Origin of the sequence: Streptococcus sp. ST14, from assembly GCF_046098195.1 — a bacterium.
Lineage (GTDB): Bacteria > Bacillota > Bacilli > Lactobacillales > Streptococcaceae > Streptococcus.
On sequence record NZ_JBJUSF010000006.1, the window covers coordinates 24,127 to 50,953 of the forward strand.

The 26,827-nt window shown below is 39.6% G+C and carries 33 protein-coding genes, 1 tRNA gene and 1 pseudogene; 13 read left to right on the forward strand and 22 right to left on the reverse strand.

All coding sequences use genetic code 11. The features are described 5' to 3' along the window. Window positions 1–8: 8 nt before the first annotated feature. Both ACIY19_RS03125 and ACIY19_RS03130 read right to left on the reverse strand, forming a co-directional pair. Window positions 9–704 carry an LrgB family protein gene (locus ACIY19_RS03125; protein ID WP_409002677.1) on the reverse strand — a complete coding sequence of 232 codons (696 nt, stop codon included), beginning with the start codon at window positions 702–704 and terminating at the stop codon, window positions 9–11. After that, the gene (locus ACIY19_RS03130) at window positions 701–1,075 is read right to left on the reverse strand and encodes a CidA/LrgA family protein (protein WP_038805625.1); all 375 of its coding nucleotides are present in this window, start codon (window positions 1,073–1,075) and stop codon (window positions 701–703) included. Before ACIY19_RS03130 ends, ACIY19_RS03125 begins: the two co-directional genes overlap by 4 nt. Before the next feature lie 195 nt (window positions 1,076–1,270). On the opposite strand from ACIY19_RS03130, the gene ACIY19_RS03135 reads away from it, so the two are divergent. The 3 genes from ACIY19_RS03135 (at window position 1,271) to trxA (ending at window position 2,302) form a co-directional block, all read left to right on the forward strand. Further along, a complete protein-coding gene (locus tag ACIY19_RS03135; protein ID WP_000120821.1) occupies window positions 1,271–1,651 on the forward strand; it encodes a MarR family transcriptional regulator in 381 nt (126 codons plus the stop codon). Window positions 1,652–1,750: 99 nt separating this feature from the next. Further along, window positions 1,751–1,972, forward strand: coding sequence for a DUF4649 family protein (locus tag ACIY19_RS03140; protein WP_049520424.1), 222 nt, complete (start codon window positions 1,751–1,753; stop codon window positions 1,970–1,972). 15 nt (window positions 1,973–1,987) lie between these two features. Then, the gene (gene trxA, locus ACIY19_RS03145) at window positions 1,988–2,302 is read left to right on the forward strand and encodes a thioredoxin (RefSeq protein ID WP_001029581.1); all 315 of its coding nucleotides are present in this window, start codon (window positions 1,988–1,990) and stop codon (window positions 2,300–2,302) included. A gap of 93 nt (window positions 2,303–2,395) precedes the next feature. Here trxA and ACIY19_RS03150 read toward each other — a convergent pair whose 3' ends face one another. Continuing rightward, entirely contained in the window at window positions 2,396–3,064 is a 669-nt protein-coding gene (locus ACIY19_RS03150) for an MIP/aquaporin family protein (RefSeq protein WP_000714829.1), read from the reverse strand. A gap of 297 nt (window positions 3,065–3,361) precedes the next feature. On the opposite strand from ACIY19_RS03150, the gene ACIY19_RS03155 reads away from it, so the two are divergent. Further along, window positions 3,362–4,342, forward strand: coding sequence for a hypothetical protein (locus ACIY19_RS03155; RefSeq protein ID WP_409002678.1), 981 nt, complete (start codon window positions 3,362–3,364; stop codon window positions 4,340–4,342). A gap of 91 nt (window positions 4,343–4,433) precedes the next feature. Here ACIY19_RS03155 and pepF read toward each other — a convergent pair whose 3' ends face one another. The 8 genes from pepF to ACIY19_RS03195 form a co-directional block, all read right to left on the reverse strand. Continuing rightward, entirely contained in the window at window positions 4,434–6,230 is a 1,797-nt protein-coding gene (gene pepF, locus ACIY19_RS03160; protein WP_409002679.1) for an oligoendopeptidase F, read from the reverse strand. Between the two features lie 10 nt (window positions 6,231–6,240). Then, window positions 6,241–6,984: a 16S rRNA (uracil(1498)-N(3))-methyltransferase gene (locus tag ACIY19_RS03165; RefSeq protein WP_409002680.1), complete on the reverse strand. Its 744-nt coding sequence runs from the start codon at window positions 6,982–6,984 to the stop codon at window positions 6,241–6,243. Window position 6,985: 1 nt separating this feature from the next. Beyond that, entirely contained in the window at window positions 6,986–7,936 is a 951-nt protein-coding gene (prmA, locus tag ACIY19_RS03170) for a 50S ribosomal protein L11 methyltransferase (protein WP_025168851.1), read from the reverse strand. Window positions 7,937–8,073: 137 nt separating this feature from the next. After that, entirely contained in the window at window positions 8,074–8,547 is a 474-nt protein-coding gene (locus tag ACIY19_RS03175) for a GNAT family N-acetyltransferase (protein WP_000614497.1), read from the reverse strand. 61 nt (window positions 8,548–8,608) lie between these two features. Further along, the gene (locus ACIY19_RS03180) at window positions 8,609–8,977 is read right to left on the reverse strand and encodes a hypothetical protein (protein ID WP_000262535.1); all 369 of its coding nucleotides are present in this window, start codon (window positions 8,975–8,977) and stop codon (window positions 8,609–8,611) included. Further along, a complete protein-coding gene (locus ACIY19_RS03185; protein WP_000403242.1) occupies window positions 8,965–9,402 on the reverse strand; it encodes an NUDIX hydrolase in 438 nt (145 codons plus the stop codon). Before ACIY19_RS03185 ends, ACIY19_RS03180 begins: the two co-directional genes overlap by 13 nt. 223 nt (window positions 9,403–9,625) lie before the next feature. Next, the gene (locus ACIY19_RS03190; protein ID WP_000123176.1) at window positions 9,626–11,920 is read right to left on the reverse strand and encodes a hypothetical protein; all 2,295 of its coding nucleotides are present in this window, start codon (window positions 11,918–11,920) and stop codon (window positions 9,626–9,628) included. A 45-nt stretch (window positions 11,921–11,965) separates the two neighbouring features. Next, window positions 11,966–12,436, reverse strand: coding sequence for a DUF3013 family protein (locus ACIY19_RS03195; RefSeq protein WP_000257096.1), 471 nt, complete (start codon window positions 12,434–12,436; stop codon window positions 11,966–11,968). A gap of 114 nt (window positions 12,437–12,550) precedes the next feature. Between ACIY19_RS03195 and ACIY19_RS03200 the strand changes: the two genes are divergently transcribed. The 3 genes from ACIY19_RS03200 (at window position 12,551) to ACIY19_RS03210 (ending at window position 14,667) form a co-directional block, all read left to right on the forward strand. Next, window positions 12,551–13,822 carry a replication-associated recombination protein A gene (locus ACIY19_RS03200; RefSeq protein WP_001113201.1) on the forward strand — a complete coding sequence of 424 codons (1,272 nt, stop codon included), beginning with the start codon at window positions 12,551–12,553 and terminating at the stop codon, window positions 13,820–13,822. A 263-nt stretch (window positions 13,823–14,085) separates the two neighbouring features. Continuing rightward, window positions 14,086–14,158 (forward strand) — tRNA-Lys (locus ACIY19_RS03205). An 80-nt stretch (window positions 14,159–14,238) separates the two neighbouring features. Beyond that, complete coding sequence (locus tag ACIY19_RS03210; protein ID WP_329524706.1) at window positions 14,239–14,667, forward strand: XRE family transcriptional regulator; 429 nt, start codon at window positions 14,239–14,241, stop codon at window positions 14,665–14,667. A gap of 248 nt (window positions 14,668–14,915) precedes the next feature. Here ACIY19_RS03210 and ACIY19_RS03215 read toward each other — a convergent pair whose 3' ends face one another. The 3 genes and pseudogenes from ACIY19_RS03215 to ACIY19_RS03225 all read right to left on the reverse strand — a co-directional run bounded on the left by ACIY19_RS03215 (window position 14,916) and on the right by ACIY19_RS03225 (window position 17,696). Beyond that, window positions 14,916–15,626: a hypothetical protein gene (locus ACIY19_RS03215; protein ID WP_000085250.1), complete on the reverse strand. Its 711-nt coding sequence runs from the start codon at window positions 15,624–15,626 to the stop codon at window positions 14,916–14,918. Window positions 15,627–15,746: 120 nt separating this feature from the next. Next, window positions 15,747–15,968 (reverse strand): immunity protein YezG family protein, encoded by a 222-nt coding sequence (locus ACIY19_RS03220; RefSeq protein WP_002893437.1) that lies wholly within the window; start codon window positions 15,966–15,968, stop codon window positions 15,747–15,749. A 247-nt stretch (window positions 15,969–16,215) separates the two neighbouring features. Beyond that, a pseudogene (locus ACIY19_RS03225) lies at window positions 16,216–17,696 on the reverse strand (M protein trans-acting positive regulator PRD domain-containing protein). A gap of 296 nt (window positions 17,697–17,992) precedes the next feature. On the opposite strand from ACIY19_RS03225, the gene ACIY19_RS03230 reads away from it, so the two are divergent. The 5 genes from ACIY19_RS03230 (at window position 17,993) to ACIY19_RS03250 (ending at window position 19,914) form a co-directional block, all read left to right on the forward strand. Next, window positions 17,993–18,229: a GlsB/YeaQ/YmgE family stress response membrane protein gene (locus tag ACIY19_RS03230; RefSeq protein ID WP_033630119.1), complete on the forward strand. Its 237-nt coding sequence runs from the start codon at window positions 17,993–17,995 to the stop codon at window positions 18,227–18,229. A gap of 99 nt (window positions 18,230–18,328) precedes the next feature. Then, a complete protein-coding gene (gene amaP, locus ACIY19_RS03235) occupies window positions 18,329–18,892 on the forward strand; it encodes an alkaline shock response membrane anchor protein AmaP (RefSeq protein ID WP_409002681.1) in 564 nt (187 codons plus the stop codon). A gap of 10 nt (window positions 18,893–18,902) precedes the next feature. Next, on the forward strand, window positions 18,903–19,073 hold the full coding sequence (locus ACIY19_RS03240; RefSeq protein WP_000454669.1) for a DUF2273 domain-containing protein: 171 nt from the start codon (window positions 18,903–18,905) through the stop codon (window positions 19,071–19,073). Between the two features lie 11 nt (window positions 19,074–19,084). Continuing rightward, window positions 19,085–19,669 carry an Asp23/Gls24 family envelope stress response protein gene (locus ACIY19_RS03245; RefSeq protein WP_000072932.1) on the forward strand — a complete coding sequence of 195 codons (585 nt, stop codon included), beginning with the start codon at window positions 19,085–19,087 and terminating at the stop codon, window positions 19,667–19,669. A gap of 41 nt (window positions 19,670–19,710) precedes the next feature. Next, the gene (locus ACIY19_RS03250; protein ID WP_000102420.1) at window positions 19,711–19,914 is read left to right on the forward strand and encodes a CsbD family protein; all 204 of its coding nucleotides are present in this window, start codon (window positions 19,711–19,713) and stop codon (window positions 19,912–19,914) included. 207 nt (window positions 19,915–20,121) lie between these two features. On the opposite strand, the gene ACIY19_RS03255 is transcribed toward ACIY19_RS03250, so the two are convergent. The 3 genes from ACIY19_RS03255 to ACIY19_RS03265 all read right to left on the reverse strand — a co-directional run bounded on the left by ACIY19_RS03255 (window position 20,122) and on the right by ACIY19_RS03265 (window position 21,797). After that, window positions 20,122–20,643 (reverse strand): hypothetical protein, encoded by a 522-nt coding sequence (locus ACIY19_RS03255; RefSeq protein ID WP_409002697.1) that lies wholly within the window; start codon window positions 20,641–20,643, stop codon window positions 20,122–20,124. Window positions 20,644–20,713: 70 nt separating this feature from the next. Then, window positions 20,714–21,238 carry a thiol-disulfide isomerase gene (locus ACIY19_RS03260; protein WP_409002682.1) on the reverse strand — a complete coding sequence of 175 codons (525 nt, stop codon included), beginning with the start codon at window positions 21,236–21,238 and terminating at the stop codon, window positions 20,714–20,716. Window positions 21,239–21,341: 103 nt separating this feature from the next. After that, window positions 21,342–21,797 carry an N-acetyltransferase gene (locus ACIY19_RS03265; RefSeq protein ID WP_247930875.1) on the reverse strand — a complete coding sequence of 152 codons (456 nt, stop codon included), beginning with the start codon at window positions 21,795–21,797 and terminating at the stop codon, window positions 21,342–21,344. 70 nt (window positions 21,798–21,867) lie between these two features. Here ACIY19_RS03265 and ACIY19_RS03270 point away from each other — a divergent pair, with 70 nt between their 5' ends. Then, entirely contained in the window at window positions 21,868–22,527 is a 660-nt protein-coding gene (locus ACIY19_RS03270) for a prepilin peptidase (RefSeq protein WP_409002683.1), read from the forward strand. On the opposite strand, the gene trpA is transcribed toward ACIY19_RS03270, so the two are convergent. The 5 genes from trpA to trpD are packed head-to-tail and all read right to left on the reverse strand — an operon-like array spanning window position 22,499 to window position 26,823. Further along, the gene (gene trpA, locus ACIY19_RS03275; RefSeq protein ID WP_409002684.1) at window positions 22,499–23,275 is read right to left on the reverse strand and encodes a tryptophan synthase subunit alpha; all 777 of its coding nucleotides are present in this window, start codon (window positions 23,273–23,275) and stop codon (window positions 22,499–22,501) included. The genes ACIY19_RS03270 and trpA overlap by 29 nt on opposite strands. Then, complete coding sequence (trpB, locus tag ACIY19_RS03280) at window positions 23,268–24,491, reverse strand: tryptophan synthase subunit beta (RefSeq protein ID WP_409002685.1); 1,224 nt, start codon at window positions 24,489–24,491, stop codon at window positions 23,268–23,270. The genes trpA and trpB overlap by 8 nt, the downstream gene beginning before the upstream one ends. Then, complete coding sequence (locus tag ACIY19_RS03285) at window positions 24,469–25,068, reverse strand: phosphoribosylanthranilate isomerase (protein ID WP_409002686.1); 600 nt, start codon at window positions 25,066–25,068, stop codon at window positions 24,469–24,471. Before ACIY19_RS03285 ends, trpB begins: the two co-directional genes overlap by 23 nt. After that, on the reverse strand, window positions 25,055–25,822 hold the full coding sequence (gene trpC, locus ACIY19_RS03290; protein ID WP_000076524.1) for an indole-3-glycerol phosphate synthase TrpC: 768 nt from the start codon (window positions 25,820–25,822) through the stop codon (window positions 25,055–25,057). The genes ACIY19_RS03285 and trpC overlap by 14 nt, the downstream gene beginning before the upstream one ends. Next, complete coding sequence (gene trpD, locus ACIY19_RS03295) at window positions 25,819–26,823, reverse strand: anthranilate phosphoribosyltransferase (RefSeq protein ID WP_000658691.1); 1,005 nt, start codon at window positions 26,821–26,823, stop codon at window positions 25,819–25,821. Before trpD ends, trpC begins: the two co-directional genes overlap by 4 nt. Between the last annotated feature and the right edge of the window lie 4 nt (window positions 26,824–26,827).

Genomic DNA, 26,827 nt, shown 5'->3' on the forward strand with positions numbered 1-26,827 from the left:
GTTTTTCTTTAACTCAATATCAAGCTGGCTACAAGAGGGCTGACAAAAACATAAAGAATTCCAGTGACACCGATAGCCAGGCCACCCATGGCTCCTGCTACAGAACCATATCGAAAGGCCGTACCCGTTCCGACAGCATGACCTGTCCCTCCAAGGGAGAGTCCGACAGCCACTGGATCGTCAATCTTCAACCACTTCAAAAGGGTTGGTCCGATTACACTGGTCAAGATCCCAGTCGCTACTACGACGACCAAGGTCACAGTCGTCAAACCTTGCAATTTTTCTGTGATTCCCACTGCCATGGCAGTTGTCACTGACTTGGGAAAGAGAGAAATGGCTAGGAAAAAATCCATGCCAAAGATTTTCGCCACTATGGCAGTGAAGCTAGTGTTGACAACTACTGCTAGCAGACTACCAAAGAGAATACTCCGCGCATGGTGCTTCATCAAGTGAAAGCTCTTATAAAGCGGAATCCCTAGAGCCACTGTCGATGGGACTATCAAGTTGTTCAGATAAACCCCACCTTGGTAATAATCTTGATAAGAAATCCCCGTCGCCTTAAGGAAAATAATGATAAAAATAGCCGACAAAAGCAGGGGCGTTGTCAATGGATGGGGAAAACGTCTGTAAATCAGCATTCCCACTAGATAAGCTAGGATAGACAGAGCAATCCCAAACAAAGGATTGGATACAAATTCGCTCATTTGGCATCTCCTTTCTCATAATCTCCCTCAAACCGTCTCTTGATAAACTGTACCACTAGAGCTATTAGGACAATGTTAATGACAGCCGCAAAAAAGACAATCAAGACGATAGGCAAAAGATAGGGAGCAATCACATCAAACTTTTCCATGATACCCACTGCTGGCGGCAAAAAGAGAATGGTCATATTGGCCAGCAAGAAATTTCCAACCATGTTGACATGTCTGGTCCTTAGCCACTTGAACTGTAAGGCTAGAAAGAGAATAATCAAACCGATAATACTGCCTGGGATGGGCAGATGAAAGAAACTAGAAATTCCCTCTCCGATAAGAGAAATCACAAAGAGAATCATTAATTGAACATATAATTTCATCCTAAACTCCACGAAATAGACTTCTTGCATACCAGTTTACTCTTTTTTCAGAAAATTTCAAGGAAATATCGCAATTCTTCTCTCTTGCAAGGATTAGTTAAAAGTAGTATAATCATTGCATGCGCAATCATCTTGTGTTGTAGAGACAGTCAGTAATGACTTTGTGATTTTACTTTGAAAAGAAAGGAGAAAGCAATGAGCTATTTGGAAAAGTGGTTTGATTTCAATCGTCGTCAGAAAGAAATTGAAGGTCTCTTGGAAGAGACCATTGCCCAGCAGAGTGACCAAAGTCTGACCTTGAAAGAGTTTTACCTGCTCTACTATCTGGACTTGGCCCAAGAAAAATCTCTACGCCAGATTGACCTGCCAGATAAACTTCATCTGAGCCCGAGCGCTGTTTCTCGGATGGTGGCTCGCTTGGAAGCCAAAAATTGCGGTCTACTTAGTCGCATGTGTTGTGATCAAGATAGACGTTCTAGCTTTATCTGCCTGACAAGTGATGGGCAAAAGACACTGGCCTCTCTACAGAAGGCTGTCGAAGAAAGCTTGGAAACAGGTTTGGATTTCTTGATTTAAGATGATTTTAGAAAAAAGTTGCGTGCGCAATCATTTTTCTTGACATTCTCTTTTACAAGGAGTAAAATAAAGTCATCATTAAACAAAGGAGTTTTTAAAATGATTGAAATTACCTATCTAGATGCCAGCAAGAACGAAAGAACTATAACGTTCGAATCTTATGACGACTTTGATCGTTCACAACAAGCTTGCCTTATCGGCGTCGCAGACTACTACCCAGTCCAAAAATTAACTTACAACGGTCATGATTTGGACTATCATGGGACTTATGGAGATGTCTTCTTCTATCTCATGAAACAAGATTTAAGCCAATATAACTAAAAAAGGAGAAATACAATGGCAAAAGCAATTACAGATGCAACATTCGAACAAGAAACAAAAGACGGTTTAGTCTTAGTAGACTTCTGGGCAACTTGGTGTGGTCCATGTCGTATGCAAGGTCCAATCTTGGATAAATTGTCTGAAGAACTTTCAGAAGATGTCTTGAAAATCGTCAAAATGGACGTTGATGAAAATCCAAACACAGCTCGTGCCTTTGGAATCATGTCTATCCCAACCCTTCTCTTCAAAAAAGACGGCCAAGTGGTGAAACAAGTTGCTGGAGTACACACTGCAGAACAAATCAAAGCCATCGTTGCTGAATTGAGCTAATCAGGAAACACTCCCATTCAAAAAGGGAGTGCTTTTTGTTTGCATAGAAAAAGCCCTGTTCCTCAAACTGAGAACAGGACTCTTTTTTGTTTCTTATTCTTCTGTTCCAAGGCAGTTTTTCGCAACAAGAGCTGCAAGAACACCACCAACGATTGGAGCCAGGATGAAAATCCAAACTTGTTCAAGAGCTGCACCACCAACCAAGACAGCTGGAGCCAAACTACGAGCTGGGTTTACTGAAAGGCCAGTGATGTTCAATCCTACAAGGATCATAGCCATCAAGGACAAACCGATTACCAAACCAGCAATCGCGCCATTTCCTTTGCTTGCTGATGTTACAGTCATGATAACCAAAACAAACAAGAAAGTTGCGATGACTTCAAACAAGAAACCACCAAAGACGGTGACACCGTTTGCCAAGGCATTTTCACCAAGACTAGCAGTTGACATGCCTGAGTTAGACAAGAGGAAGAATACTGCCGCTGACGCAAGGAAAGCTCCAACTACTTGTCCAAGGATGTAGTTTACAAGCTCTGAAGATGACAAACGTTTGTTTACAAACATAGCGATCGAAACAGCTGGGTTCAAGTGAGCACCCGAAACAGTTCCGATTGAGAAAGCTGCGACTACAATTGCCAAACCAAAGGCAAAAGCAATTCCAAGGTGTCCAAGACCTTCAACACCATTCCCAAAAACAACAGCTCCTGTTCCGATGAACACAAGCATAAATGTACCGATTAATTCAGCAACAAATTTTTTCATGATAAGTCTCCTTTTTTTAAACTATGTATTAGTCTATCAGAAGGAGGAAAGGGTTTCAAGAAATTTGATTGGAAAATATTCTTGAAAACCCACTGAATTTCTATTAAAGACTATTACAAGTAAAAATTGATAAAAATCCTTTGGAGATTATCCTTCAAGAATGTTGGAAGCTTTCAAATACTTGCTTAAAAGTATGCAGTCATCAATAAAAGCTTTTTCTAATAAATCATACAAAAAAATGTAGAGAATGGTATAATTGATACTATACAATAAACGTTTTTGGAAAAGGAGACTACCATGAGAAAAAAGTTTAGAGTTTATTTTCTAACCACTGCAACGATTTTAGCATTTGGCCTCATCGGCTGTTCATCTAAACCATCAACCACTGCTACAAGCAATACAGAAGGTACTACAAATACAGAGACAACAACCTACCATAAGAAAGATGTAACTGGTCCTGCTGCTTCATTTGACTGGAATGCTAAAGTTGAACCTACCAACTATGAGAGAACCTTTGTTGAAACCAACAGTGGCAGTCAATTTAATAAAACTTTAGATCGCACGAAAGAGGCGGCTGAGAATCTTGAAAAAAAGAAAAAGGAAATTTCGGATCCTAAGGTTCAAACAGCCCTCAAATTAGTGGATGCTGTCTTTGTCAATCAAGAAAATTTTGACCTAGTTGTGAAATCAGCGGGTGCTAGCAATCAAGAAGAGTTATTTGATAAGATTTGGAACGAATATTTAGTCCCTGAGTTAACTAAAATCCGTCCGAATTTTTCAAATGATACCATCTTTGAGTATAAGGGAGAAAAATATCCTCTGAAAATTTATGCACCAATGTTTTTCAAGGTCAACACCAATGCATTAGGAAAAGCAGGTGCCTATACTCTTGAGGACTATAAGGTAGAAGGCGACTTGGTTTATTTGAAATTTATATCCCCAGCTGTAGATACTTACCAATATGAAGTCAAAGCATCCTATCACACAGACAATCTCGAATTCTTTCAAGGACTGGTAGAAGAACAACAAAAGGTTCTTGAAACAGACTATGCTAAAGCTCTAAATATTCGATTTGTTTATCAATTAGCGGCGCTTGATTTTAAAGCAAATAACTATGTCGATTTAGAGGGAATGGATTATCTTGATCGCAACACTCATTACCTCGCCATAAAAGTGGATAATAATGGAGAAGCTAGCCTTGATAATGAAAATCTCGCCAACCTTTTACAAATTAGCATGAAGGCTTCAAATGAGGCCAATAAAGGAAAATTTGAATAAATCTTTAAAGCATAAAAAAATCACCTCAAACAGGTGATTTTTGTGTATTCATCTTATCGATAAACCGTCTTAAATCCGACACTGGATACCCTTACTCTCCCAACTCAGCACTGTAGGCAATAATCTGGTCAACTGTATCAGACAAGAATTGGATGGTATCACGGAGTGGTTTGTCTGTTGAGATATCCGCTCCGATAATCATGGCTGACTCAAGCGGTGTCTTACTACCACCTGATTTAAGGAGATTGATCCAATCTTCAGCTCCGGTTTCTGAATGTTTCAGATGAAGGTAACCAGCTGTTGAGATGACAAGGCCAGCAGAGTAGGTGTAGCTATACAAGCCCATGTAGTAGTGAGCTTGGCGCATCCAAGTCAAGGCTGCATCGTCATCAATCTCAATAGCATCTCCCCAGAAATCTGTCAAAACTTCCTTCATAATGCTGTTGAGCTTGCTTGCTCCAAAGGTTTCCCCTTCTTCAATCAATGTATAAACCTTACGCTGGAAGGCTGCTTCCAAGAGGTGGGTGATGAAATTATGGAAGTAGGTATCTGTTAAGCGGTGGGCAAGGGCAAATCGTTTTTGACGTGGGTCGTCCGATTGGTGCTCCAAGTAGTCACTGAGAAGCAATTCATTGAAGGTTGATGGCGCTTCGACATAGTAGGTTGACATGTGGGCATTGAAGTAACTTTGGTGATTGTCAGAAAAGATGAATTGACCAGAATGCCCGATTTCATGAATCAAGGTATAGACATCGCTCAAACGACCTGTCCAGCTCATGAGGACATAAGGGTGCACGCGATATGGATCCGCCGCATAACCACCAGAATCCTTGCCACTATTAGCAGCGAAGTCCACCCAGCGCTCTTCTTGATAGCGAGCAACTTCCTGACAATATTCTTGCCCCAAAGGTTCTACTGACTTCATGACCAAATCATAGGCATCGGCAATAGTCACTTCAGGATTCAGGGCGCTGTCCAAGTCCAATTTCCAGTCTGCAAAGGTCATCTTTTCAAGACCATTGACCTTGGCAACATGCTTGAGGTATCTCTGAGCAACTGGCGCAAAATCCTTCATGATGAGATCAATCTGACAATCAAACATAGCACGGTCCACTTCTTGCTCAGCTAGGAGATAATCAAAGACTGAGTCGTAGCCCTTCATATCTGCCAACAATTTCTCAGACTTGACCTGAGCTAAGTAGGCTGCCGCAGCTGTATTCTGGTGCTTACGAAGTCCTTCTGAGAAGGAGCGGAAAGATTTCTCACGAACCTCAGCGTCCTCGTGGTTTTGGTAGAAATTTTCATAGGTCACAAAGCTATTTTTGTAGGTCTTACCATGGGCTTCAAAGTCAGCCATTTCAAAGTCCCCAGCTCGCATCTTAGTATAAATGTCCTGTGGACTGTAGAAGACTTCTCCCAGATTGGTCAAGGCCTTCTCCACATCCGCCCCTAGGTAGTGGGCTTTTTTGATTTTTGCCTGACGAATGGCTGCCGTCAAGTGAGGCAATTCACCCAAATGATCCAAGACTTCCTCATCTGCAGCGACTAAGGCATCGTCAAAGAAAGTCAAGGCTACACTGGCATCTGTTTCAAATTCCATCCCAGCTTGGGCGATATTGGCGAACTCTTCATTGCTATAGTCTGTCGTCTGAGGCATAAAGGCGTAATTGCCGATATGACTCATCTGGATATAGATTTGCTCCAATTCCGCAAAGGCCTTCTCGAAATCCTCAAAAGTGTGAAGATTACCCTTGTAATCACGGCTAAATTGGTTGATATCTTCGCGAGTCTTTTCGATTGCTCGCAAGAAATCCTCACGGTCTTGGTATAGGGCTGTTAAATCCCAAAGTTCCTTTTCGGGAAATTCTGAACGGTGTTTTTGTTCCATTTTCTTCCTCTTATTTCTCTAATTCAACTAAAACACTAAGGGCAGATAAGGCGTAAAGCGGCGCTGTTTCTGCTCGCAAGATGCGAGGTCCTAGGCCTGCCAAGACGGCTCCTTTAGCTTCAAAACTTTCGATTTCTGCAGATGAGAGACCGCCTTCTGGACCAAAGATAAAGAGCAATTTGGCTCCCTTTTCAAGACCAGCAACTACTTGTAAGAGCGCAGCGGTTTCTCCTTCTTTTGCTGATTCTTCATAGGCCACTACGATAGAGTCAAACTGGTCCAGCTGGGTTAGAAAATCTGCTTTTTTCTCGAAAAGTTTGATACTTGGAACCAGATTCCGTTTGCTTTGTTCGGATGCTCCAAGGGCGATTTTTTCTAGTTTTTCGACTTTCTTGCCTAGTTTCTTGCCGTCCCATTTGGCAACTGACCAATCGGCAGGAAAGGCCCAGATTTGGCTGGCACCCAGTTCCGTCACTTTTTGAGTGATAAACTCCAGCTTGTCTCCCTTGGGAAAGCCTGATGCGATGGTGACTTGAACGGGCAGTTCCACATTGTCAGCTAATTCTTCAACCAATTCAAACTGACGAGCTTCTACATCCAGCACGCGCGCCAAACGCTTGATACCATCATTGAAGACCAAGATTACTTCATCATCTTCTTTCAGCCGCATGACCTGAAACATATGCTTGCTGGTTTCCTTGTCCTCGATAGTGACAGGAGAGATTGCACTTCCTTTGACAAAATACTGCTGCATGCTAGCCTCCAATCACACCGGAAATATCCTTGGTTTTCTTAAAGACACAGGCATTCCATTCCCCTTGAATCATGTGGGTTTCAAGGAAAAATCCAGCTGACTCTGCTGACTCGCGCACCATGTCCCACTTGTCCTTGATAATGCCACTCATGATCAGGTAGCCTTCATCCTTGACCAAACGATAAGCATCCTCTGTCAGATGAATGAGAATATCCGCTAAGATATTAGCCACAATCACGTCTGCCTCAATCTCAACCCCCTTAAGCAAATCTCCAGCAGCAACATGGATGTTTTCCATGCCAGGGTTGAGCTCGATATTTTCCTGAGCCACCCGAACCGCCACATCATCCAGGTCATAGGCGAAAATTTCCTTAGCGCCAAGAAGTGAGCTGGCAATAGAAAGGACACCTGAACCAGTCCCCACATCTAGCACCGTTTCGCCACCACGAAGAACCTGCTCTAAGGCAAAGAGGCTCATCTTGGTCGTTGGATGCGTCCCAGTCCCAAAGGCCATGCCTGGATCCAGCTTGATAATCTTTTCTCCAGCAGTCGCCTCATAGTCTGTCCAAGATGGCACGATGGTCAAATCATGAGTGATGCGAGCTGGCTCATAGTATTTCTTCCAGTTGTCAGCCCAGTCTTCCTCAGCCAAGGCAGTCGTGCCCATCTTGACATCTCCCAAATCCATAAAATCCGTCAATTCTTCTAAGCGAGCCTGCAAATCTGCCTCAACCACTGCCACATCAACCGTATCAGGGTAGTAGGCTGTCACAATGATTTCTTCTTGCTGCTCGACCTCTGGAAAAATCTCACCAAAACGGTCGACATTCCCCACATAGTCCATGCTGTCTTCGATCGCAACACCTTGGGCACCTAACTCAATCAAGAGATTGGAGACCAGCTCCTCCCCCTCACGCTTAACCGTTACTTTTAACTCTTGCCATGTTTCCATCATTAAGATACCAAGCCCGTAAAACACAAAGCCAAAATAGGAAACTCTCTGAAGACGCTTGTGTCTAAGAGAAGTTTATCTTTTTGGCACAGTGTTTAGGGCGGGTTCAGTTTAGAAATGTAACCGAACCATCCTTTCTATTTGTCAATCAATTTTTTCATGTAAACCATATCCATACCTTCTTTTTCAGGCTCGATATGGGTTTGACGGTAGCCATTTTTTTCATAAAAAGCGACCATGCCCGCATCCTGTAATACCGTACACAAATCCCACTGTTTAATCGTTGGAAATTCCTTTTCCAGTAATCTCAATCCCTCAGAACCATAACCTTTTCCTTGATCCTGGGGCAAAATCGCTGCCGTTCCCAACCAAGCCTCCGTCAATTCCTCATTGGTCTGAACTCGTAAAAATCCGATATTTTCATCCTTTTCTTTCAAAAAGTAGTAATAACTATTGGGACGCTCAACCAATTTCCACTTGATTCGTTCACGATCCTCTAGGTAGGGATCATACTCATCTTGATATTTCTCATAGACAGCCTTAAAGCTAGCCCTTTGAATGGCAATAATGGTTTCTAAATCTTCTGCTCCTGCTCGGAAAATCTGAATCATACTACTACCCCCAAATACACACTCTCTCAACTAGTACTTCTATACTCTTCCACACGCTGTTTTACTGACCCTTAAATTCTTCAATCACATCTGTGTAGTGTTCTTTCATTGCGCTATGAATCTGCTGTTTAAAAATACCAAACGTAAGATAATAAACAAATAGAACAATTCCTGCTAACAGTATCAAAAATAAAAAATATACTGAAAGGGGCAGTACGAGACCTCTACCACTCAGTAAGGGTATAGCAAGCATTAATACCCAAATAACAGCCATAGAAATCCCAGCTACTTTCGTACCACTTTCTCTCTGCTTCTTTAACTTTAAATATTCCAAATAGATGAATGTAGCTTCTTCTCTAGAATATTGTCCAGTTTTTAGTTTGCGTTTAACTTCCTTATTTAACGTCGTTGTTCCAATTATATAAACCACTTCATTTCCTCCAAATAATCCCTCACTCTATCCTGCAACTGGGGTACAACCTTATCTGAGCTAAGAAATTCCTCAATGCTCATCAGTCTATATCCCTGCCCTTCATCACCAAAGACAATCTTGTCAAACTGTTCCTGATCCAATTTTCCAACTAGAAAGACGGATTCCTTCCCCTCAAAAAGCATACTTGGGTACACCTTACTCCAAAGCAGGCAATCCTCAGTCAGATGAATTCCTAATTCTTCGTAAACTTCACGCGCCGCGCACTCAAAAGGACTTTCATCGCCCTCTCGTCCGCCACCTGGCAATTCCCACATATTGGGCCAAGGAATACTTGCCTTATCATCACGCAAGATAGTTAAAATCCTATCCTCACAAAAGAGGGCAATTTTGCAACCTGTAAAATCAGAAATTTTTATTTCCATATCAGACTCCTTCGGATAATTCTTTCTCCAACTCTGCTAACCAGTTTTCATAATAACGTTTCTCATCCCGTAGCATTCGGATGCTAGTCACTTCCTGTTCAGAAAGATGAATATCCTAATAATTTTAGAATTTTCATTAGACTCGGAATGATTAAATATCTCCAAGAAGAGACAATATCTCCTAACTTCATAATCGTATAAATCAATAATTCAGTCCAAATATTTATCGATTACTTTTATATTTCATCTCATAGAGCCATCTTTTTATTTCATTTTTACAGACATCAAAAATTTTATCTTTGAGGTCTTTATTATCTTTTTCGAAACATCCTTTCCATAAATTTTCATCTTCTACTTCGTAAACTAGGATATTTTGATCACTCAATTCTTTTTTAAATTCTGTGAGATAAGATGGTTTGTGAGAATGTAGACCAATATAACCTAAGTATGGATATAGTATAATTTCATCAAAATCAGTCACAGTTATAATAATACCATTTCGTAGTGGCTGGTGATTTGGATTAGCATTCTCCGAATAATCGTGTGGATAGAATAAAATGACACCAACCACATTCTCTCTTTTTACGATATTTCGTGCATCATCAACTCCTTGAGAAGGATCATAAAATTCCTCTACAAAACGACAGCTTATTCCATCGGATAAAACTTTCTTTCTTGGTTCAGATAGTTGCAACAAGATATTTTTAAACTTTTCATCATCAATACCCAATTTTTTTAGATAATCTGAAAATTCCTCAGTTTGAGAATCTATATGATTAATTTTTAAAAAAGCAATCTCATCTGAAAGTATCGTTGGGTTTAAAGCTAGCTGTCGCAAAAATTTTTGAATATCGGATTTCTTACTGTTAAACTCTTCTAATGATTTATCATGTCTATACTGGCTTCGATTATCTTGGAGAATAAAGGAGTATTCAAAAGATTGTGACGTTAATTGCTTTATTATTTTACGAATAATAAACTTAACTTTTAAAGAATGCAAATCATTATTATTAAAAAAACTATTCTCAAACTGTTCATATTCTTCTTTAGATAATTCCCCGACAAAAGCCAATAAGTCAATTAATTCCCAATAAAACTTTAATACTATAGGTTTATAAAGTTGATTTATATCTCTATAAAGATTGGTATTCATAAACTTATAAAGCTCAAATCCTTTTGAAAAACCTCTCCTACCAGTATCTTTTCTATCGTAATTTAATTCCCTATTATTCATTTTATTCATGAAATAGGAATCTAGGATTCTAATAAACTCATAACTTAGGGACAGCCCTTTTTTATTAACCCTGTAAATATAATTTAAAATGCCTAAGTCAGGAACAACAATAATATTAGGCTCAGAAATATAATCTGATTTTTCCAATAAAGATATTGCAGTAGATATATCTGTAATTAGCAATGTCGAAACATTACAATCAAAGAATAACCTTTTATTTTTATCAATCATATCAATAATTGTAGCTGTGTTACATTTATCTAATTCATCTATAGAAAAAGTAATATTAAAGTATTCAGACATGTTTTTTAAAAGTCGTAGTAGCTGACGCTCTTTTAACTCCTCAGTAACAATACTTTTTAACTCCCGAGACAACTCTTCATTATCACTTGAAGAAATTTTCCCTCTTAATTGAAATCCCGATTTTATTATTCCTATATTAGCACTTAAATCAATAGATGACTCGGATGATACTTCTGAAGTAGTTGATTCTAAATACCTCTTTGTATTTGTTATTTCTAGATCAAAATATTGCCATTGTTGTTGAGAAATAAACAAAAATTTCTCCAATTTTACCAGCTCGACTGATTTTCTTTCAAAATGCTCAACCTTATGATACAGTTCGTCAATATTTCTTCGAAAACTTGAAATATCTACTCGATTTTTTTGAAACAGAGGAAACTTACTGTTTTGGAGTTTATTCTGTTTATTTAAAAGATTAAACTGTTCAAATAAATTACTAGTTTGATTTGATAACTCGTTACATACATTATAAATATTTGAAGCATTCTCGAAATTTTTCTCAATTTTTTTCAGTCTTCTATGTATTGTTGAAAAATTTTCTCTTATTTTATCCTGTTCTAACCAATCGTACTTTTTTTCTTTTTCCTCAGCATTATACTCTAGAGTTGGATAAAACCCTCTATCATCATTAATGAAACCATCAAGATAGTCTTCAATATCCTCCATTCTTTTGGAAATAGCATTAGGAATTTGCATTAAAATTTCTCTATGAAAATCTTTGTTACCACTGAAAAAAGACACATTCACTACAAGAATTTCTTTGTCATCTTTATCACAACTATACTTTTTATCAAATTCCAAAGAAATATTTTTCAGACTTGATTTTCCTGATCCTCTGTTACCACATAAGACAAAAAGCCCTTTATCTTCTCTGTATATAGCCTGCAACTGCTCTACTATTTCTCGTTCTGTCGGCAATAATGAAAAATAGTCTCTAGCATCTCGGCTATAAGCACCAATATATTTTTTTTCCGCTGTCAAGATTTACCCCCCTTTACATTTACTCAAATCAAGCTTGTCTTCTTCCTAATACCTCGGGTAAGGATAAAACTCCCCTTCCTCCAAGCCAACTTTTCCTTCTTCAAAGACTTCTTGATTCCATTCCATGACGAACTCTTCTGCTTCTGTGTCTTCCAAAAAGTCCATAAGGGCATCCAGTCCAACCTCGGCAGTATCTTTGAGGAAAAGTGCAAAATAAGCTAAAAATTCACGAGAAAATCCTTTTTTAGGCAGGTAAGGGATGACCGTCAAATAGTCTTCTGCATTAACCGTTGACTTGGCAGGATTGTAGAAAAGAACCGCTTCCTCAAAGAGGATATCGTCTGACGAAACTTCTCCATCCTCATCCACCATCTCCACACCTGCAGCGTTTTGCGCTTCTAGTAAAAAACTCACTTCTACCGCGTGATTGCGCTTGTCCCAACTAATCTCAAAGTCAAAGGGAAAGTTCTTGTCCAACTCCTCCTCTAAAACATCTAAAAATCCGTATGTTGCCATTTTGTCCTCTTTCTATGCGACTCTTTAATCGCCCCGATTGCTCGGAAATATGCTAAAATAGATACTACCATCTTACCACATATACATCAGAAATTCATGTTAGAAAGGACTGCTATGCCAGACAATCTCGCGCTTCGCATGCGCCCCAAAACCATCGACCAAGTCATCGGTCAGGAGCATCTGGTCGGACCTGGAAAAATTATCCGTCGCATGGTGGAAGCCAATCGTCTGTCCTCCATGATTCTCTACGGACCTCCAGGAATCGGCAAGACCAGTATCGCCTCTGCCATCGCTGGAACGACCAAGTATGCCTTTCGGACCTTCAATGCGACTGTTGATAGTAAAAAGCGACTCCAAGAAATCGCGGAAGAAGCTAAATTCTCCGGTGGATTGGTCCTACTACTGGACGAGATCCATCGACTTGACAAAACCAAGCAAGATTTTCTACTTCCCCTCTTGGAAAGTGGTCTGGTCATCATGATTGGCGCTACGACTGAAAATCCTTTCTTTTCTGTCACTCCTGCCATTCGTAGCCGTGTTCAGATTTTTGAGTTAGAAACCTTGTCTAATCAAGATGTTAAAGGGGCGATTCAAATCGCTCTAACTGACCCTGAGCGTGGTTTTGATTTCCAAGTAGAGCTAGATGAGGATGCCCTTGATTTTATCGCAACCTCTACAAACGGAGACCTGCGTTCTGCCTTTAATTCACTAGACTTAGCCGTTCTCTCTACTCCCGAAAATGACAAGGGTATCCGCCATATCACACTGGATATCATGGAAAATAGCCTTCAGCGGAGCTATATTACTATGGACAAGGATGGAGATGGACATTATGATGTTCTCTCTGCTTTACAAAAGTCCATCCGTGGCTCGGATGTCGATGCCAGTCTCCACTATGCTGCCCGCTTGATTGAAGCTGGTGATCTGCCCAGTCTCGCTCGTCGCTTGACCGTTATCGCTTATGAAGATATCGGTTTGGCCAATCCTGAAGCCCAGATTCATACTGTAACTGCTCTAGATGCTGCTCAAAAGATTGGCTTCCCAGAAGCTCGCATCCTCATCGCCAATGTCGTGATTGATTTGGCACTTTCACCCAAGTCCAACTCAGCCTATGTGGCGATGGACAAGGCCCTTGCTGATCTCAAAACATCAGGGCATTTGCCTATCCCTCGACACCTGCGCGATGGTCACTACAATGGAAGCAAGGAACTAGGGAATGCGCAAAACTATCTCTATCCGCACAACTATCCTGGAAACTGGGTCAAGCAGGACTATCTGCCCGAAAAAATCAAAGACCAGCGCTACTTCACTCCGGAGGATACTGGCAAGTACGAACGGGCTTTAGCGCAACGCAAGGAAACCATTGATAAATTACGGGACTTGTGAAATCCTTTTCAAATAATTGCATTTTCCTCTTGATTTTTTTTGAAAAAGTGGTATCATATAAACATAGAAACGCTGTGGTGTACGACTTCACACTTAAGTGTTGACCGACTATTTTTTGTATTATTAGGGAAACAAAAGTCTTCTAACAGCATGTAGGCCGTCTCACACGGAAACAGCTTCAGTTAGAGCGAGTTGCCCACCTGCTTAATTGCGCGGGTTCAATACAAACCGTGAAGTTTCGGCACCAATACAGCTTTTTCTTTGCCTCCTTAGCTCAGTTGGTAGAGCAGTAGACTCTTAATCTATGGGTCGCAGGTTCGAGCCCTGCAGGGGGCATCTAAATCAACAGGAAAAGCCTTGGAATCAGGGCTTTTTTTGTGTCCTCCCTACTTTTATTCTATCAACAGATACTCAAGATATATTTTTTGTGTAAAAAAATTCTTTTGCTCCTCTACGAAAAACAAAAAAGCTATCCTACCTTTGCAAATTTGGATAAGATAGCAGAATATTTTAATGCAACTCCAACCCAACTATTTGGAACTAGTAAAGAGATTGGGTTAGAAAAGAGTGTTCTTGAATCGAATGAATACTCTGATAAAGTAAGTGAGATCTTAAAAGCGGTCAAATACATCGAACAATTCCTACAAACTGATGGACAGTACTTAGAGGATTTACTTTACCTAACAAGAGGCAACCAACTATACACAGAAGATGGAGAAGAGTTGTATACTGATCCAACTTCTCAGAAAAGAACATTTCATACCCAATATGAACCTGGTTTTATTGTAGCAAGAGACAAATCTCCACTAGAACTCTTAATTGAAAATAAAGATTTATTAGATTAACAGAAAGTAATCTTTTTAGAGTATCCTGACAAGAGAAACATATTGAAAAACCAATTCAAACCATAAATACTATAATAATGCAACATATTTTTCAAGATAAGATAGTATAAGTTCGTTTTTAAGATAATTTAAGTCTGTTATATATTTTTTTGAAATAACAAAAAATCCTTGATCTAAAAAATTAGAATAAAGGATTTTTGCAAGTACTATAATTAATTATTGATTATTTTTTAGTCTTTATAATTTCTTTAAGTCAACTCTTCATAATCAGGATGCTTCCTTATATAAATTGCTGCATAAACTGCATCTACCATGACAGCCGGCAAAGTCAAAGTCAATAAAATTCCCAATAAAACACCAAAAGCAATCTGAATATAACCGGTTAGGAGGGAGGGAATGATTGTTGCCCCAGCAAAAGCTATTGAAAAATTATTCCACCACGTTTTCTTTCTATCTCCTTCTTTTACTTGATTAAAGGCCCAGACTTTACCCTGGTTCTTTGGAAGATAATACCAAGCATAAAGACCACATGCAAAGATAAAAAGAAGTAATATAAAGATAATATAAAATGGAGTGAGAGGTGATTGATATATCTCCTTAGCTCCGATAGGACTTCCGTCTGAAATAACCATTAATAAACCAATAAAATCTAAACCTATCACTAAACTTAACACTGTGAGGGCTATTAAATAATATGTTAAAGTCTTCCAGGCGTTTACCAAATAGGGAATAAAAGAAATGATAATACCAAATATATTCACAACACCGCAAAGCAAAGAAAGCCCTTTAAAAATACCTAGATTATCTTCATAACTTCCAACCAAATACATAAAACCTCTCAATGCCAAACCAATCCATGGATATAACTTAATATAACCTAAACTAACTTCATTTGTAATCAAAGGGCCGTGGTAGCGTTCTTCAATCACTGCTTTCTTTTTCTTTAAAGCTCTCGACATAAATATACCTACTTATCTGTTCTGAATGATATTTTAACACTAGTATACCATAAAACCCATGTACCAACTTTTATTAAATCACAAAAGAACGCTTAAAAGACAATCTTTGATGCAAGCAAACTATTTTGCATTCTGCTCTATTTTGAAGGTCTCCATTGCCTTGAACTGCTCTAGTTCTTTTTCATCTTGAGGTTCAAAACCAAGGTATTTATACTTAAAATATTTTAAAAGAGCACTTGGTCCAAAGCCACTTTGATTCCATGGTGCATAGTCAAATTCAGCAGATAAGTTCATGCCAAGAACCTTTATGAGCCATTCGATTTTGCCCCACTTTTGCCCCATTTTTAAATAATGACATTGAAAATACCTAAAAGTATTTCCCTAAAATCACTTATATTTCAATATTTTTAATTACTATCAGTATGAAAATTCTTTCCAAATCCATGCAGGGGGCATCTAGATACAACAGGAAAAGCCTTGGTTTCAGGGCTTTTTTGTTTAAGTTCTTAGGATATTCTGAGTCTAGTATAGAGGAAATTCTTTTCTTATAAAACAAAAAACGCTATGTAGCGTTTTTTGTTATTCTTAGTTACTCGTCTAGTCGAATAAACATCATTGCGTTAAGCAAAGAGATGAGAGCGACTGTATTGACATTATTAGAATAAATCAATCTCTTATTTTCAATAGGAGGAATAATAAAATTAGAAATAATGATGTCGTATGGTGATTCTTTTAGAGACTCAAGTGATAACTCTAATTCACTCCAAACTTCCAGTTCAAAATTGTTGCTGCAATAGTAAGAAAGTGTCTCAGCTATTGATTTTGCATGATACTGATCAAAATTACTCATAACCAAAACCTTTAATTTAGGTTGATTTTGTAAAAGATTTAGCACCAAGTGTTTGCTATGGGTGATAAAAGTATAGGTCAAATGATTGACTTTCATTGAACTACGATCCATATCCAAAGCCTCTAGATAATGTTCAATCCCTTCCTTCACCTCTGAAACAAAGCGAGGGAAAATATTTTGAAAGTTCTTGATTGTATTACCTTTTTGATCAAATAGGATAAACTCTGTCGATAATTCCTGGCGATGCAGATGTGCTGTATTATGCAAATGCCAAATCAGATTGTCTTTATTGTCTACTTGAAGATTATACTCTCTTGATACCTGATCTACTAGATCGCCCAATAACTGATACGATTTTTTTACATAGCTGTCTGTTTTTGCATAGTTCAAGAATACTTCTTCATCTATGAAAAACATTTTTTGAAAATAGGATACAAATAGTTGACCGATCACTTCTTTATTCAAAGAGATATGATATTCAGAATCAAAACTCGCTACAATCTCGTTGATTCCTTCTGCCTGCATGAAAGATTCCAACAATTGGTTGTTAAAAGAATTTTTCTCAACTTCCAAGAAATGGCCAAACTTTATTCGGTATAAATTTGTTACGAGGAGTAACTTTAACATTCGTTGAGTGGCGAAATTGACTGGAAATGCAGTTTCTTTATAGACCAGTGCCAACAGCTTGCACAAAGGTTCTACTGAAAAATCTTCAAAGGGCCATTCAAGGAAATAATATTTCTCTGAAAAATACTGGGCGAAAAAGTAACGGATATCAATCTCATTTCCAGTGATTCGAACTGGATTGAGGCTTATTTCAAAACGATATTGTTTCTTAATAATTTTATTAATGTGACTGATGATACGATAAAGAGAGGAAGAACTGATATAAAACTCTTTGCAAATACTATCAGTATCACATCCTTCATTAAAGAAGATAAATTCTAAAATTGAAAAGTGAGTTGAATGCTTAAAAAATGATGATAGACCATCTCAATATCACTATCATCGGTATTAATGATACGGATGCCGTTTGTTGAGGAATGAAATATCAAGTCAGGAAAAGAAGACCTGACATGGGACAAGTCATCTTTTACAGAACGTTCCGTACAGTGCAATAATTCTGCTAGTTCTGAAATATGAAACCAGCGTTTGTTTTCAAATAGTAATTCTAATAATTCTAATTGTCTGTGACTTTTTTTTGATAATAAATCTCTCATGTATAACTTTTCTTTCTTTATAATAAACTAAAGGATTGTCTTTCAATCTTCATGCAATTATACCACATAGAGTGTATTTATCCTCTTACAACGACTTTAGCTTGCTATGAAAAGAATCGCTTCATCACCTAGAAACTCAGTAGAATCAGTCTTTTCTTATTTATCTGTATCTAAAGTACATGTTTACAGTACGGTTTTTAAGACGAACTATTATGTTTCCAAGTTGAGATAGTATATAATTAGTTCAATCAAAGATGTTGATTCTTTGATTTAGAAATAGAAAAGGAGGATACACTATGTTGTGGTCCATTATTGTAGGAGGTCTTATTGGTCTCGCCGCAGGTGCAATCACTAAAAAAGGTGGTTCAATGGGATTGATTGCAAATATCTTTGCAGGTCTTATCGGTTCATCTGTAGGGCAATCACTTCTAGGAAGCTGGGGACCTTCATTGGCTGGAATGGCTATTATTCCGTCAATCGTAGGTGCAGTGATTGTTGTTGCAGTCGTTTCATTTCTATTTGGTAAAAAATAAGCATTACCTAATAAGAAATTAAAAGTGATAAGCCATAATTTTGAATACTGTAGACGGGTAAAATTATGGTTTAAAGCTTTTCATTTGAAAGGATTTAATATGTCAAAATCAAAGAAAATATTGTTACTTATTTTCTGTATTTTAATCTTGGCTATTTTCCTTCCTATTCTCATAGATTATCATCAGGTCAGTGATTTAGATATCCACTTATTCAGTTGGAGAGAACTCTACGCTGAATTTCTGATTGCTAGATATGTCTTTTGGGGGACACTTGTCCTATCTGTTTTAGTGTTAATTTCAATGCTAGTAATACTCTTCTATCCTAAACAGTATTTAGAGATTCAATTAGAGACTCAAGAAGATACATTAAAACTAAAAAATTCAGCTATCGAAGGCTTTGTTCGATGTTTGGTTATTGATCATCAGTTGATGAAAGAACCAACGGTCCATGTAAATAGCCGCAAAAATAAATGTTTCGTTACTGTAGAAGGTAAAATTCTTCCTTCAGACAACATCTCAAATCGATGTCTAGTCATTCAGAATGAAATAACTCATGGATTAAAGCAGTTCTTTGGTATTGAACGTGAGGTAAAACTTGAAGTTAAAGTTAAAGAAGTTGAACCTCAAAAAACGACCAAAAAGACTGTTAGTCGTGTAAAGTAAGGAAGTAAAAATGGAATGGTTTAAAAAATACCAGTATCCAATCATTGCAGGTTTAGTAGGTGTCATTCTCGCTTGCTTTATCTTATCCTTTGGCTTTTTCAAAACACTATTTGTACTAATTTGTGGAGCCTTAGGAGCATTTGCTGGATACTATGTTAAGGAAAAATATTTAAATAAATAAAGGAGTCTCGTATGTCAAACGTAGATAAAAATGTAGAAAAAAAAGATGTTGCTGTTGTTTCTCAAGATGTTAAAGGGGAACTCACTTATGAAGACAAAGTAATCCAAAAAATCATTGGTCTTTCACTTGAAAAAGTACCTGGACTTTTGGATGTTGATGGAGGATTTTTCTCTAATCTAACAGAAAAAATTATCAATACAGACAATGTCACTCATGGTGTCAATGTTGAAGTTGGGAAAGAACAAGTTGCAGTTGACTTGAACATTGTTGTTGAATACCAAAAGAATGTCCCTGCTTTGTACAAAGAAATCAAAGATGTTGTCGTATCACAAGTTACAAAAATGACTGATTTAGAAGTAGTTGAAGTCAATGTGAATGTTGTTGATATCAAAACGAAGGAACAGCATGAAGCAGATTCAGTTAGCCTCCAAGACCGAGTAACTGACGTGGCTTCTTCAACAGGAGAATTTGCTTCAGAACAATTTGAAAAAGTGAAATCTGGTATCGGTTCAGGTGTAGCTGCTGTTCAAGAAAAAGTAGGCGAAGGTGTTGAAGCCGTTAAAGGCGAAACAAAGGAAAATGCTCGCGTACACTAATTAATCTTGTCAAAATCAATCAATTTAAAGGAGGCAGAATCATGTCAACAGAAGAAAAATTAAACCAAGCAAAAGGTTCCATTAAAGAAGGTGTCGGCAAAATGATTGGCGATGAAAAAATGGAAAAAGAAGGCGCTGCTGAAAAAGTTGTTTCTAAAGTAAAAGAAGTTGCTGAAGATGCAAAAGACGCTGTCGAAGGCGCTATTGAAGGTGTTAAAAACATGCTTCACAAAGACGAAAAATAAGGCTAAACCTTAATTGACCTTTTTATCTATAGTAGTCAAAAAGAGGACCGTAAATGTCCTCTTTTTTTGTAGATCGAATTCTAAACACGCTCCCATTTTTCGTTAAAAGGTATTGTCAACAGGAAAAAGCCTTGGTAACTAAGGTTTTTTTGCTTACTTAAAATAATATGTTTTTTATTGAATTGAAACGTTTATACGCTACTAGACTTACTTATCCACCACCTGAGCCTCAAATTGGGCTGGCTGGTTGTCTACATTGGTAATGGTTATCGTGTAGGGCTTGTTATTGGTGGCATCAAACACTTTTTCACCTTGGTAACTCACAACAACTCCATCTTTTTCTAAATAAATATCTGATTGATTGTTTGGAAGTTCTTCATCCTCCTCATCGAAACCATGGCTTTTTGTAATTTTTTGTCCCTCTACTTCATAGTAAACATCACCATTACTCTCACTCCAAACACTAGAGCCAGTTAATTTAATTTTACTTGAATCGTTTTTCTTCAAGATGAAGATTGAATAGTATTCCAAATCTTGTGTTCTGGGATTTACTCTTAAGTTGACAGATTGACCTGGTTGAAGAGTGTATTTGCCATAGTTCAAAACGGAAAAGACAAACCAGACTAGCAGCAAACTATACAAGACTCCTATAATCATTCGTGAGCGTCTACTCTTAAACAAACGTAAAAGTAACACTAAAGAGACAATAAAAAGCAATTCTGTAAACATTTTATCCCCCCCTTTCTCATCATCGTTGACATTCTGCACAGAGTCTCGCATCCATTTCTCACTAGTAACATCAACCATACAAAGTCTGATACATCTTATCTAGAAAAGCTTTCAACTCTTTTCGAACAATCTTTAACAGGCGTTCTTCTTCGGCTTGAGAGATGGTCACACTTTCTTTTTTCTGATTCCTAATATGAGAATAGTAACTACGTTTTAGGGTTAAATGATTATCTAAAATATAGTAGGCATTTATTTGTTCCTCATTTACCCTTGTTTCAAATAAAACCGAGACTTCATCCCTACTAGGATTCAACATTTTCAAATCGATGTCTCCTTTTATCCCTATGGAGTCAATTCCTCCATCCAAGCGGATAGCACCGTCGGGAGGAACAATATAGCCTGCTTTTCGCATGTCAGACGCATATTTTCCTGAATCCATTAAATGTTGTAAAACAGTTATATTGTCCTTTTCTTCAAAGGAGGTTTTTAATTGCATATGTTCTTGGTGGTTTTGATACTGAAAATAAAGATTGATACCAACAACTAAGGCAATTACTGAAGCGAGCAAGATTCGTATTTTTCTACATCTCGACATGTTTATCTCCTCTATCTAAAAAATCATAGAAGCCTTGTTTCTAACTTTGAAAGATAACTTCCTTATCTTGAGAAATCCTAGGGAATCTAGTCCTACGTGACTCCTATCTACCCTTTTTCATGATGTATTTTCGTATAGGTGTTTCAACCATTTGAACGATTTCAAATCCTTCTTTTTGGTAAAGATTGTAAGCTGTTTGATTTGCCTCGTAGACATTTAGAGAAATAGTATCTATGTCTTCATTTTTAAAGGTCAAACTAACAAATTTCCTTAAAGCCTGGCTACCTAAGCCCTGCCCCTGTTTCTGGGGGTTGATAAAAAATCTCCCGATATGAAGATTCCTGTCTTCTAGCCTGATTTTCTGGATAAGCCCCACAAACTCTTGTCCATCAAAGATTGAAAAGATTCCTTCCAAATCTTGCAAGACTGGAATGGTCAAGGGAAAAGGAATCATTGTCCCCATCCATTGTTCTTGAAAGGACTTGCCAAGGGAGTTGGACCATTGGCATACGTGCTGAGCATTTTCTTTGCTCATATTTTCTTCAAAACGAATTGTCATCTATTTCCTCACCATCTTATCAATGTTTCTTTATTATACTACTTCTTCTATTTTTTACGAATAGATAAGTATGATTGATCTTTATTTTTTTCTTGTCGGGAGCATTCTCGCTTCTTTCTTGGGTTTGGTCATTGACCGTTTCCCTGAGCAATCCATTATCCGACCAGCTAGTCACTGCGATTCCTGTCAGACTCGCTTGCGACCGTTGGATTTGTTTCCTATCCTCTCGCAGGTCTTTAATCGCTTTCGCTGTCGCTACTGCAAGATTCGTTATCCATTCTGGTATGCCCTCTTTGAACTCGGCTTAGGGCTTGTCTTTCTGGCTTGGTCTTGGGGCTGGATTTCCATAGGACAAGTCATCCTCATCACTGCTGGTTTGACCTTGGGTATCTATGACTTTCGCCATCAGGAGTATCCCCTACTGGCCTGGTTGACTTTCCACCTAATCCTCATGGCTTTCTGTGGTTGGAATCTAGTCATGGTCTTCTTCATTATCCTTGGAATCATGGCTCATTTCATAGATATCCGCATGGGTGCAGGGGATTTTCTCTTTCTTGCTTCTTGCGCTCTCGTCTTTAGCGTGACAGAATTACTCTTCTTGATCCAGTTTGCTTCTGCGACGGGAATCCTAGCCTTTCTCCTGCAAAAGAAAAAGGAAAGACTTCCTTTTGTGCCTTTCCTCTTACTTGCTGTTTGTTTGATTATTTTTGGTAAACTACTGCTTGTTTGATAAAGTCCTCAATCGGCTCTCCTTGGTGGAGAGCTTTTACAATCTTCGAACCGACGATAACACCATCTGACACCGCATTGAAACGTTCCACATCAGCCTGACTAGACACACCAAAACCTGTCAATACTGGGATATCGGCTACTTGATGTAATTGAGCCAAGTGCTTGTCCAAATCTGCACGGTAATTGCCTGTTTTCCCTGTCACCCCATTGATGGCAACGGCATAGACGAAGCCTTCTACTCCCTTGATCAACTCTTTCTGACGCTCAATCCCTGTTGTCAAACTTACTAGGGGAATCAAGGCGATATCTGTGTCTACCAAAAATGGCTCTACAAAGTTGGCATGCTCATGAGGCAGGTCTGGGATAATCAAGCCCTTAACTGCAGTATCTGCCAGATCTTTGACAAATTTGTCCACACCGTACTGAAAAAGGGGGTTGAAGTAGGTCATGATGACCAGTGGCACCTCAGTCTGAATGATTTTCAAGGTTTCAACCAAAGCCTGAGTAGAAGTCCCGTGAGCTAGACTGCGCAAACCTGCTTCTTCGATCACAGGTCCATCTGCAACAGGGTCTGAAAAGGGAATGCCCACTTCAATAGCTGAAACACCCAAATCTTCTAAAAAGTGGATTGTTTCACCGAGACCATCCAAACCTTTCTCATGGTCCCCAGCCATGATATAGGGAACGAAAATTCCTTTTCCGGTTGCTTTGATAGCGTTCAATTTTTCTGTTAAAGTCTTAGGCATGGGCTTCTCCCTTCTTTGCTGCATCTGCTTCCAAGCGGTCTTTGACTTGAACTACATCCTTGTCCCCACGACCGGATAGGCAGACAATCATCGACTTGTCTGGTCCAAGTTCTTTGGCCAATTTCACTGCAAAGGCAATGGCGTGGCTTGATTCCAAGGCTGGGATAATTCCTTCCACACGAGACAAGAGTTGGAATCCTTCCAAGGCTTCTTCGTCTGTCACAGGAACATAGCTGGCACGTTTAATATCGTGGTAGTGAGAATGTTCTGGACCGATACCAGGATAGTCCAAACCTGCTGAGATAGAGAAGGCTTCAAGAATTTGACCATGAGCATCTTGGAGCACATCCATAAGAGAACCGTGGAGAACACCTGGACGACCCTTGGTCAAAGTCGCTGCGTGGTGCTCCGTGTCCACACCAAGTCCAGCTGCTTCAGCCCCATACATAGCTACAGACTCATCTTCTACAAATGGGTGGAAGAGACCAATCGCATTAGAACCACCACCAACACAGGCTACTAGGGCATCTGATAAGTCTTGGCCTGTCAATTCACGGTACTGTTGTTTAGCCTCTCGACCGATGACACTTTGGAAGTCACGAACGATTTCTGGGAATGGATGAGGTCCCAAGGCAGAACCAAGGATATAGTGGCTATCATCGATATTTGCCACCCATGAACGAAGGGCTGCATTAACCGCATCCTTGAGCACGCGCGAACCATCTGTCACAGCCTCAACCTTAGCTCCTAAAAGCTCCATACGGAACACATTAAGGGCTTGGCGTTTAACATCTTCCTCACCCATGTAGATGGTACATTCCATGTTAAAGAGGGCCGCAGCTGTTGCAGTTGCCACACCGTGCTGACCAGCACCTGTTTCAGCGATAATTTTCTTTTTGCCCATTCGTTTAGCCAGAAGAACTTGTCCCAAGGCATTGTTAATCTTGTGAGCACCTGTATGGTTAAGGTCTTCCCGTTTGAGATAAATCTTGGCTCCGCCGATATGCTGGGTCAAGTTTTTTGCGTAGTAAAGGGGAGTTTCACGTCCTACGTACTGACGTAAGAGCTGGTTTAATTCCTCTTGGAAACTTGGGTCTGCCTGACTTTCACGATAAGCTTTTTCCAACTCCAAAACTGCTGTCATCAATGTTTCTGGGACGAAACGTCCGCCGAATTTTCCGTAAAATCCATCTTTATTTGGTTCTTGATATGCCATGCTTTACCCTCTCTATAAATCTTCTAATCTTTTCCTGATCTTTTTGTCCATCTGTCTCCACTCCGCTTGATACATCGACTGCATAGGGAGTAAAGTGTTGAATCGCTTTTGCTACGTTGTCTTCATTAAGCCCACCTGCGATAAAGAAGGGCTGAGCAAGTTCTGCTGTATCCAGTTGGCCCCAGTCAAAGGTCTGACCACTCCCTGCCACAGGCGCATCAAAGAGTAGATAGTCTGCCCGAGAATTGGGGACATGACCATTTCCATCCACCTGCACGGCCTGAATGCTGGCACAAGGCAAATCCTCAAACAAGTCATCCGCTACCTGACCATGAACTTGAACCAAGTCCAAGCAAACTTTGTCAATCGCTTCTAGCAGTTCTGCCCGACTTGGTGAAACAAATACACCAACCTTTTTTACATCTGCAGGAATGAGCTTTGCCAGCTCAGCAGCCTGATCCAAGGTCACCTGCCTTTTACTAGGTGCAAAGACAAAACCGATGTAGTCTGCCCCTGCTGATACGGCTATCTCCACCGCTTCTTTGGTCGACAATCCACAAATCTTAACCTTTGTCAATCTGCAACTCCTTGATTCTCTGGGCTACATCTTCTGCCTGCATGAGAGCTGTTCCTACCAAAATTCCGTTAAAGTATGGTGCTACTCGTTCCGCATCCTGCCCTGTGAAAATAGCAGATTCAGAAATGTAATAGCGATCTTCCTCAAAGTGCTGGGCCAAGTCTACACTGGTCTGCAAATCGACTTCAAAGGTGGTCAAGTTGCGGTTGTTAACCCCAATAATCTCAGCACCCAGTCTGTGGGCCACCTCTAGTTCAGCTAGATTGTGAGTCTCCACCAAGACTTCCAGACCAAGCTCTGTCGCATAGTCGTATAGTTCTTTGAGGCGTTCTTCTGACAAGGCTGCCACAATGAGCAAGATGACTGTCGCACCGGCATTGCGAGCACGGATGATTTGCTTTTCATCGATGATAAAGTCCTTGTTGAGCGTCGGAATCTGCACCTGACTGGAAATCTCCCGCAGATAATCCAAATGCCCTTTAAAGAAAACTTCATCTGTCAAAACCGAAATCATCACTGCGCCGTTCGCTTCATAAGTCTGGGCCTGTTGCACAATATCCACATTGAGATTGATATCTCCCAGACTAGGGCTAGCCTTCTTGACCTCAGTGATTACCTGCAAACGGTCCTGGTGATTCTTCAAAAATTCTGCCAAGCGATAAGTCTGGCGCAAGGGCTGGATTTCCTCCAGCTCCATTTGCTCGACCTCACGCGCCTTCTGCTCTAAAATTCGTGCTAAAAATTCCTGACTCATTTTTGGTACTCCTGTAACAGTCTGAGTTTTTCAAGGGCCTTGCCACTGGTAATCACTTGACGGGCCAAGGCAACTCCCTCCTTGATACTAGCTACCTTACCATTGGCATAGAAACCAAGACCAGCATTTAAAACTGTCGTTTCCAAGAATGGACTTGGTTCGTTTTGAAGAACGCTGAGCAAAATTTCTGCATTTTCCTGAGCATTGCCACCACGGATATCTTCGATAGCGTAGCGTTCCATCCCCAAATCCTCTGGAGTGAAGCTTGACAAGGTGATTTCGCCATTTTCAAGAAGAGCAATCTTAGTTGTCCCGTTCAAGCCAGCTTCATCCAACCCTTCTGGTCCAGCAACCACGATGGCACGTTTGCGACCCATATTTTTCAAAACCTGAGCTGTACTTTCTAGCAGTTCTGGACGACTAATGCCAAGCAACTGTGTTTCCAAGGCCATTGGATGAATCAGTGGACCAGTCAAGTTCATAATCGTTGGAATTCCCAACTCCAAACGAGCGGGCATGATGTATTTCATAGCTGGGTGCATGTTTTTAGCAAAGAGAAAAACGATTCCAGTTTTATCGAAAACCTTACCTAGTTCAGCTGGTTTGAGGTCAAGATTGATGCCCAATGCTTGAAGGACATCTGCCGAACCCGATTTAGAAGAAATCGAACGGTTACCGTGCTTGGCCATATGAATGCCGCCACCAGCCAAGACAAAGGCTGCAGTTGTGGAAATGTTAAAGCTGAAAGACTTGTCTCCACCTGTACCGCAGTTATCCATAGCATCATGGATTTCAGTTGGAATGTGTTGGGCATGGCCTCTCATGACTTGTGCAATGGCTGTGCGTTCCTCCGGTGTTTCCCCCTTCATCTTAAGGGCCAAGAGAAGAGAAGCAATCTGAGCTTCTGTTACGCGCCCAGTTACGATACGCTCAATGACATCCGTCATTTCCACACCTGATAAATTTTCAAATTTTGCTAATTTTTCAATAATCTCTTTCATCCTA

Excerpts from the sequence above, each read along its gene's own strand:
- ACIY19_RS03200 (WP_001113201.1), top strand. The coding sequence starts at position 12,551 with ATGCCAGACAATCTCGCGCTTCGCATGCGCCCCAAAACCATCGACCAA.
- ACIY19_RS03265 (WP_247930875.1), bottom strand. The coding sequence starts at position 21,797 with ATGACAATTCGTTTTGAAGAAAATATGAGCAAAGAAAATGCTCAGCAC.
- trpC (WP_000076524.1), bottom strand. The coding sequence starts at position 25,822 with ATGAGTCAGGAATTTTTAGCACGAATTTTAGAGCAGAAGGCGCGTGAG.
- ACIY19_RS03135 (WP_000120821.1), top strand. The coding sequence starts at position 1,271 with ATGAGCTATTTGGAAAAGTGGTTTGATTTCAATCGTCGTCAGAAAGAA.
- ACIY19_RS03270 (WP_409002683.1), top strand. The coding sequence starts at position 21,868 with ATGATTGATCTTTATTTTTTTCTTGTCGGGAGCATTCTCGCTTCTTTC.
- amaP (WP_409002681.1), top strand. The coding sequence starts at position 18,329 with ATGTCAAAATCAAAGAAAATATTGTTACTTATTTTCTGTATTTTAATC.
- ACIY19_RS03215 (WP_000085250.1), bottom strand. The coding sequence starts at position 15,626 with ATGTCGAGAGCTTTAAAGAAAAAGAAAGCAGTGATTGAAGAACGCTAC.
- ACIY19_RS03175 (WP_000614497.1), bottom strand. The coding sequence starts at position 8,547 with ATGATTCAGATTTTCCGAGCAGGAGCAGAAGATTTAGAAACCATTATT.
- ACIY19_RS03125 (WP_409002677.1), bottom strand. The coding sequence starts at position 704 with ATGAGCGAATTTGTATCCAATCCTTTGTTTGGGATTGCTCTGTCTATC.
- ACIY19_RS03255 (WP_409002697.1), bottom strand. The coding sequence starts at position 20,643 with ATGTTTACAGAATTGCTTTTTATTGTCTCTTTAGTGTTACTTTTACGT.
- ACIY19_RS03130 (WP_038805625.1), bottom strand. The coding sequence starts at position 1,075 with ATGAAATTATATGTTCAATTAATGATTCTCTTTGTGATTTCTCTTATC.
- ACIY19_RS03150 (WP_000714829.1), bottom strand. The coding sequence starts at position 3,064 with ATGAAAAAATTTGTTGCTGAATTAATCGGTACATTTATGCTTGTGTTC.
- trpB (WP_409002685.1), bottom strand. The coding sequence starts at position 24,491 with ATGGCATATCAAGAACCAAATAAAGATGGATTTTACGGAAAATTCGGC.
- pepF (WP_409002679.1), bottom strand. The coding sequence starts at position 6,230 with ATGGAACAAAAACACCGTTCAGAATTTCCCGAAAAGGAACTTTGGGAT.
- ACIY19_RS03140 (WP_049520424.1), top strand. The coding sequence starts at position 1,751 with ATGATTGAAATTACCTATCTAGATGCCAGCAAGAACGAAAGAACTATA.
- ACIY19_RS03250 (WP_000102420.1), top strand. The coding sequence starts at position 19,711 with ATGTCAACAGAAGAAAAATTAAACCAAGCAAAAGGTTCCATTAAAGAA.
- ACIY19_RS03165 (WP_409002680.1), bottom strand. The coding sequence starts at position 6,984 with ATGCAGCAGTATTTTGTCAAAGGAAGTGCAATCTCTCCTGTCACTATC.
- ACIY19_RS03185 (WP_000403242.1), bottom strand. The coding sequence starts at position 9,402 with ATGGAAATAAAAATTTCTGATTTTACAGGTTGCAAAATTGCCCTCTTT.
- ACIY19_RS03245 (WP_000072932.1), top strand. The coding sequence starts at position 19,085 with ATGTCAAACGTAGATAAAAATGTAGAAAAAAAAGATGTTGCTGTTGTT.
- ACIY19_RS03230 (WP_033630119.1), top strand. The coding sequence starts at position 17,993 with ATGTTGTGGTCCATTATTGTAGGAGGTCTTATTGGTCTCGCCGCAGGT.
- prmA (WP_025168851.1), bottom strand. The coding sequence starts at position 7,936 with ATGGAAACATGGCAAGAGTTAAAAGTAACGGTTAAGCGTGAGGGGGAG.
- ACIY19_RS03240 (WP_000454669.1), top strand. The coding sequence starts at position 18,903 with ATGGAATGGTTTAAAAAATACCAGTATCCAATCATTGCAGGTTTAGTA.
- ACIY19_RS03260 (WP_409002682.1), bottom strand. The coding sequence starts at position 21,238 with ATGTCGAGATGTAGAAAAATACGAATCTTGCTCGCTTCAGTAATTGCC.
- ACIY19_RS03155 (WP_409002678.1), top strand. The coding sequence starts at position 3,362 with ATGAGAAAAAAGTTTAGAGTTTATTTTCTAACCACTGCAACGATTTTA.
- trpD (WP_000658691.1), bottom strand. The coding sequence starts at position 26,823 with ATGAAAGAGATTATTGAAAAATTAGCAAAATTTGAAAATTTATCAGGT.
- trxA (WP_001029581.1), top strand. The coding sequence starts at position 1,988 with ATGGCAAAAGCAATTACAGATGCAACATTCGAACAAGAAACAAAAGAC.
- ACIY19_RS03195 (WP_000257096.1), bottom strand. The coding sequence starts at position 12,436 with ATGGCAACATACGGATTTTTAGATGTTTTAGAGGAGGAGTTGGACAAG.
- trpA (WP_409002684.1), bottom strand. The coding sequence starts at position 23,275 with ATGCCTAAGACTTTAACAGAAAAATTGAACGCTATCAAAGCAACCGGA.
- ACIY19_RS03220 (WP_002893437.1), bottom strand. The coding sequence starts at position 15,968 with ATGGGGCAAAAGTGGGGCAAAATCGAATGGCTCATAAAGGTTCTTGGC.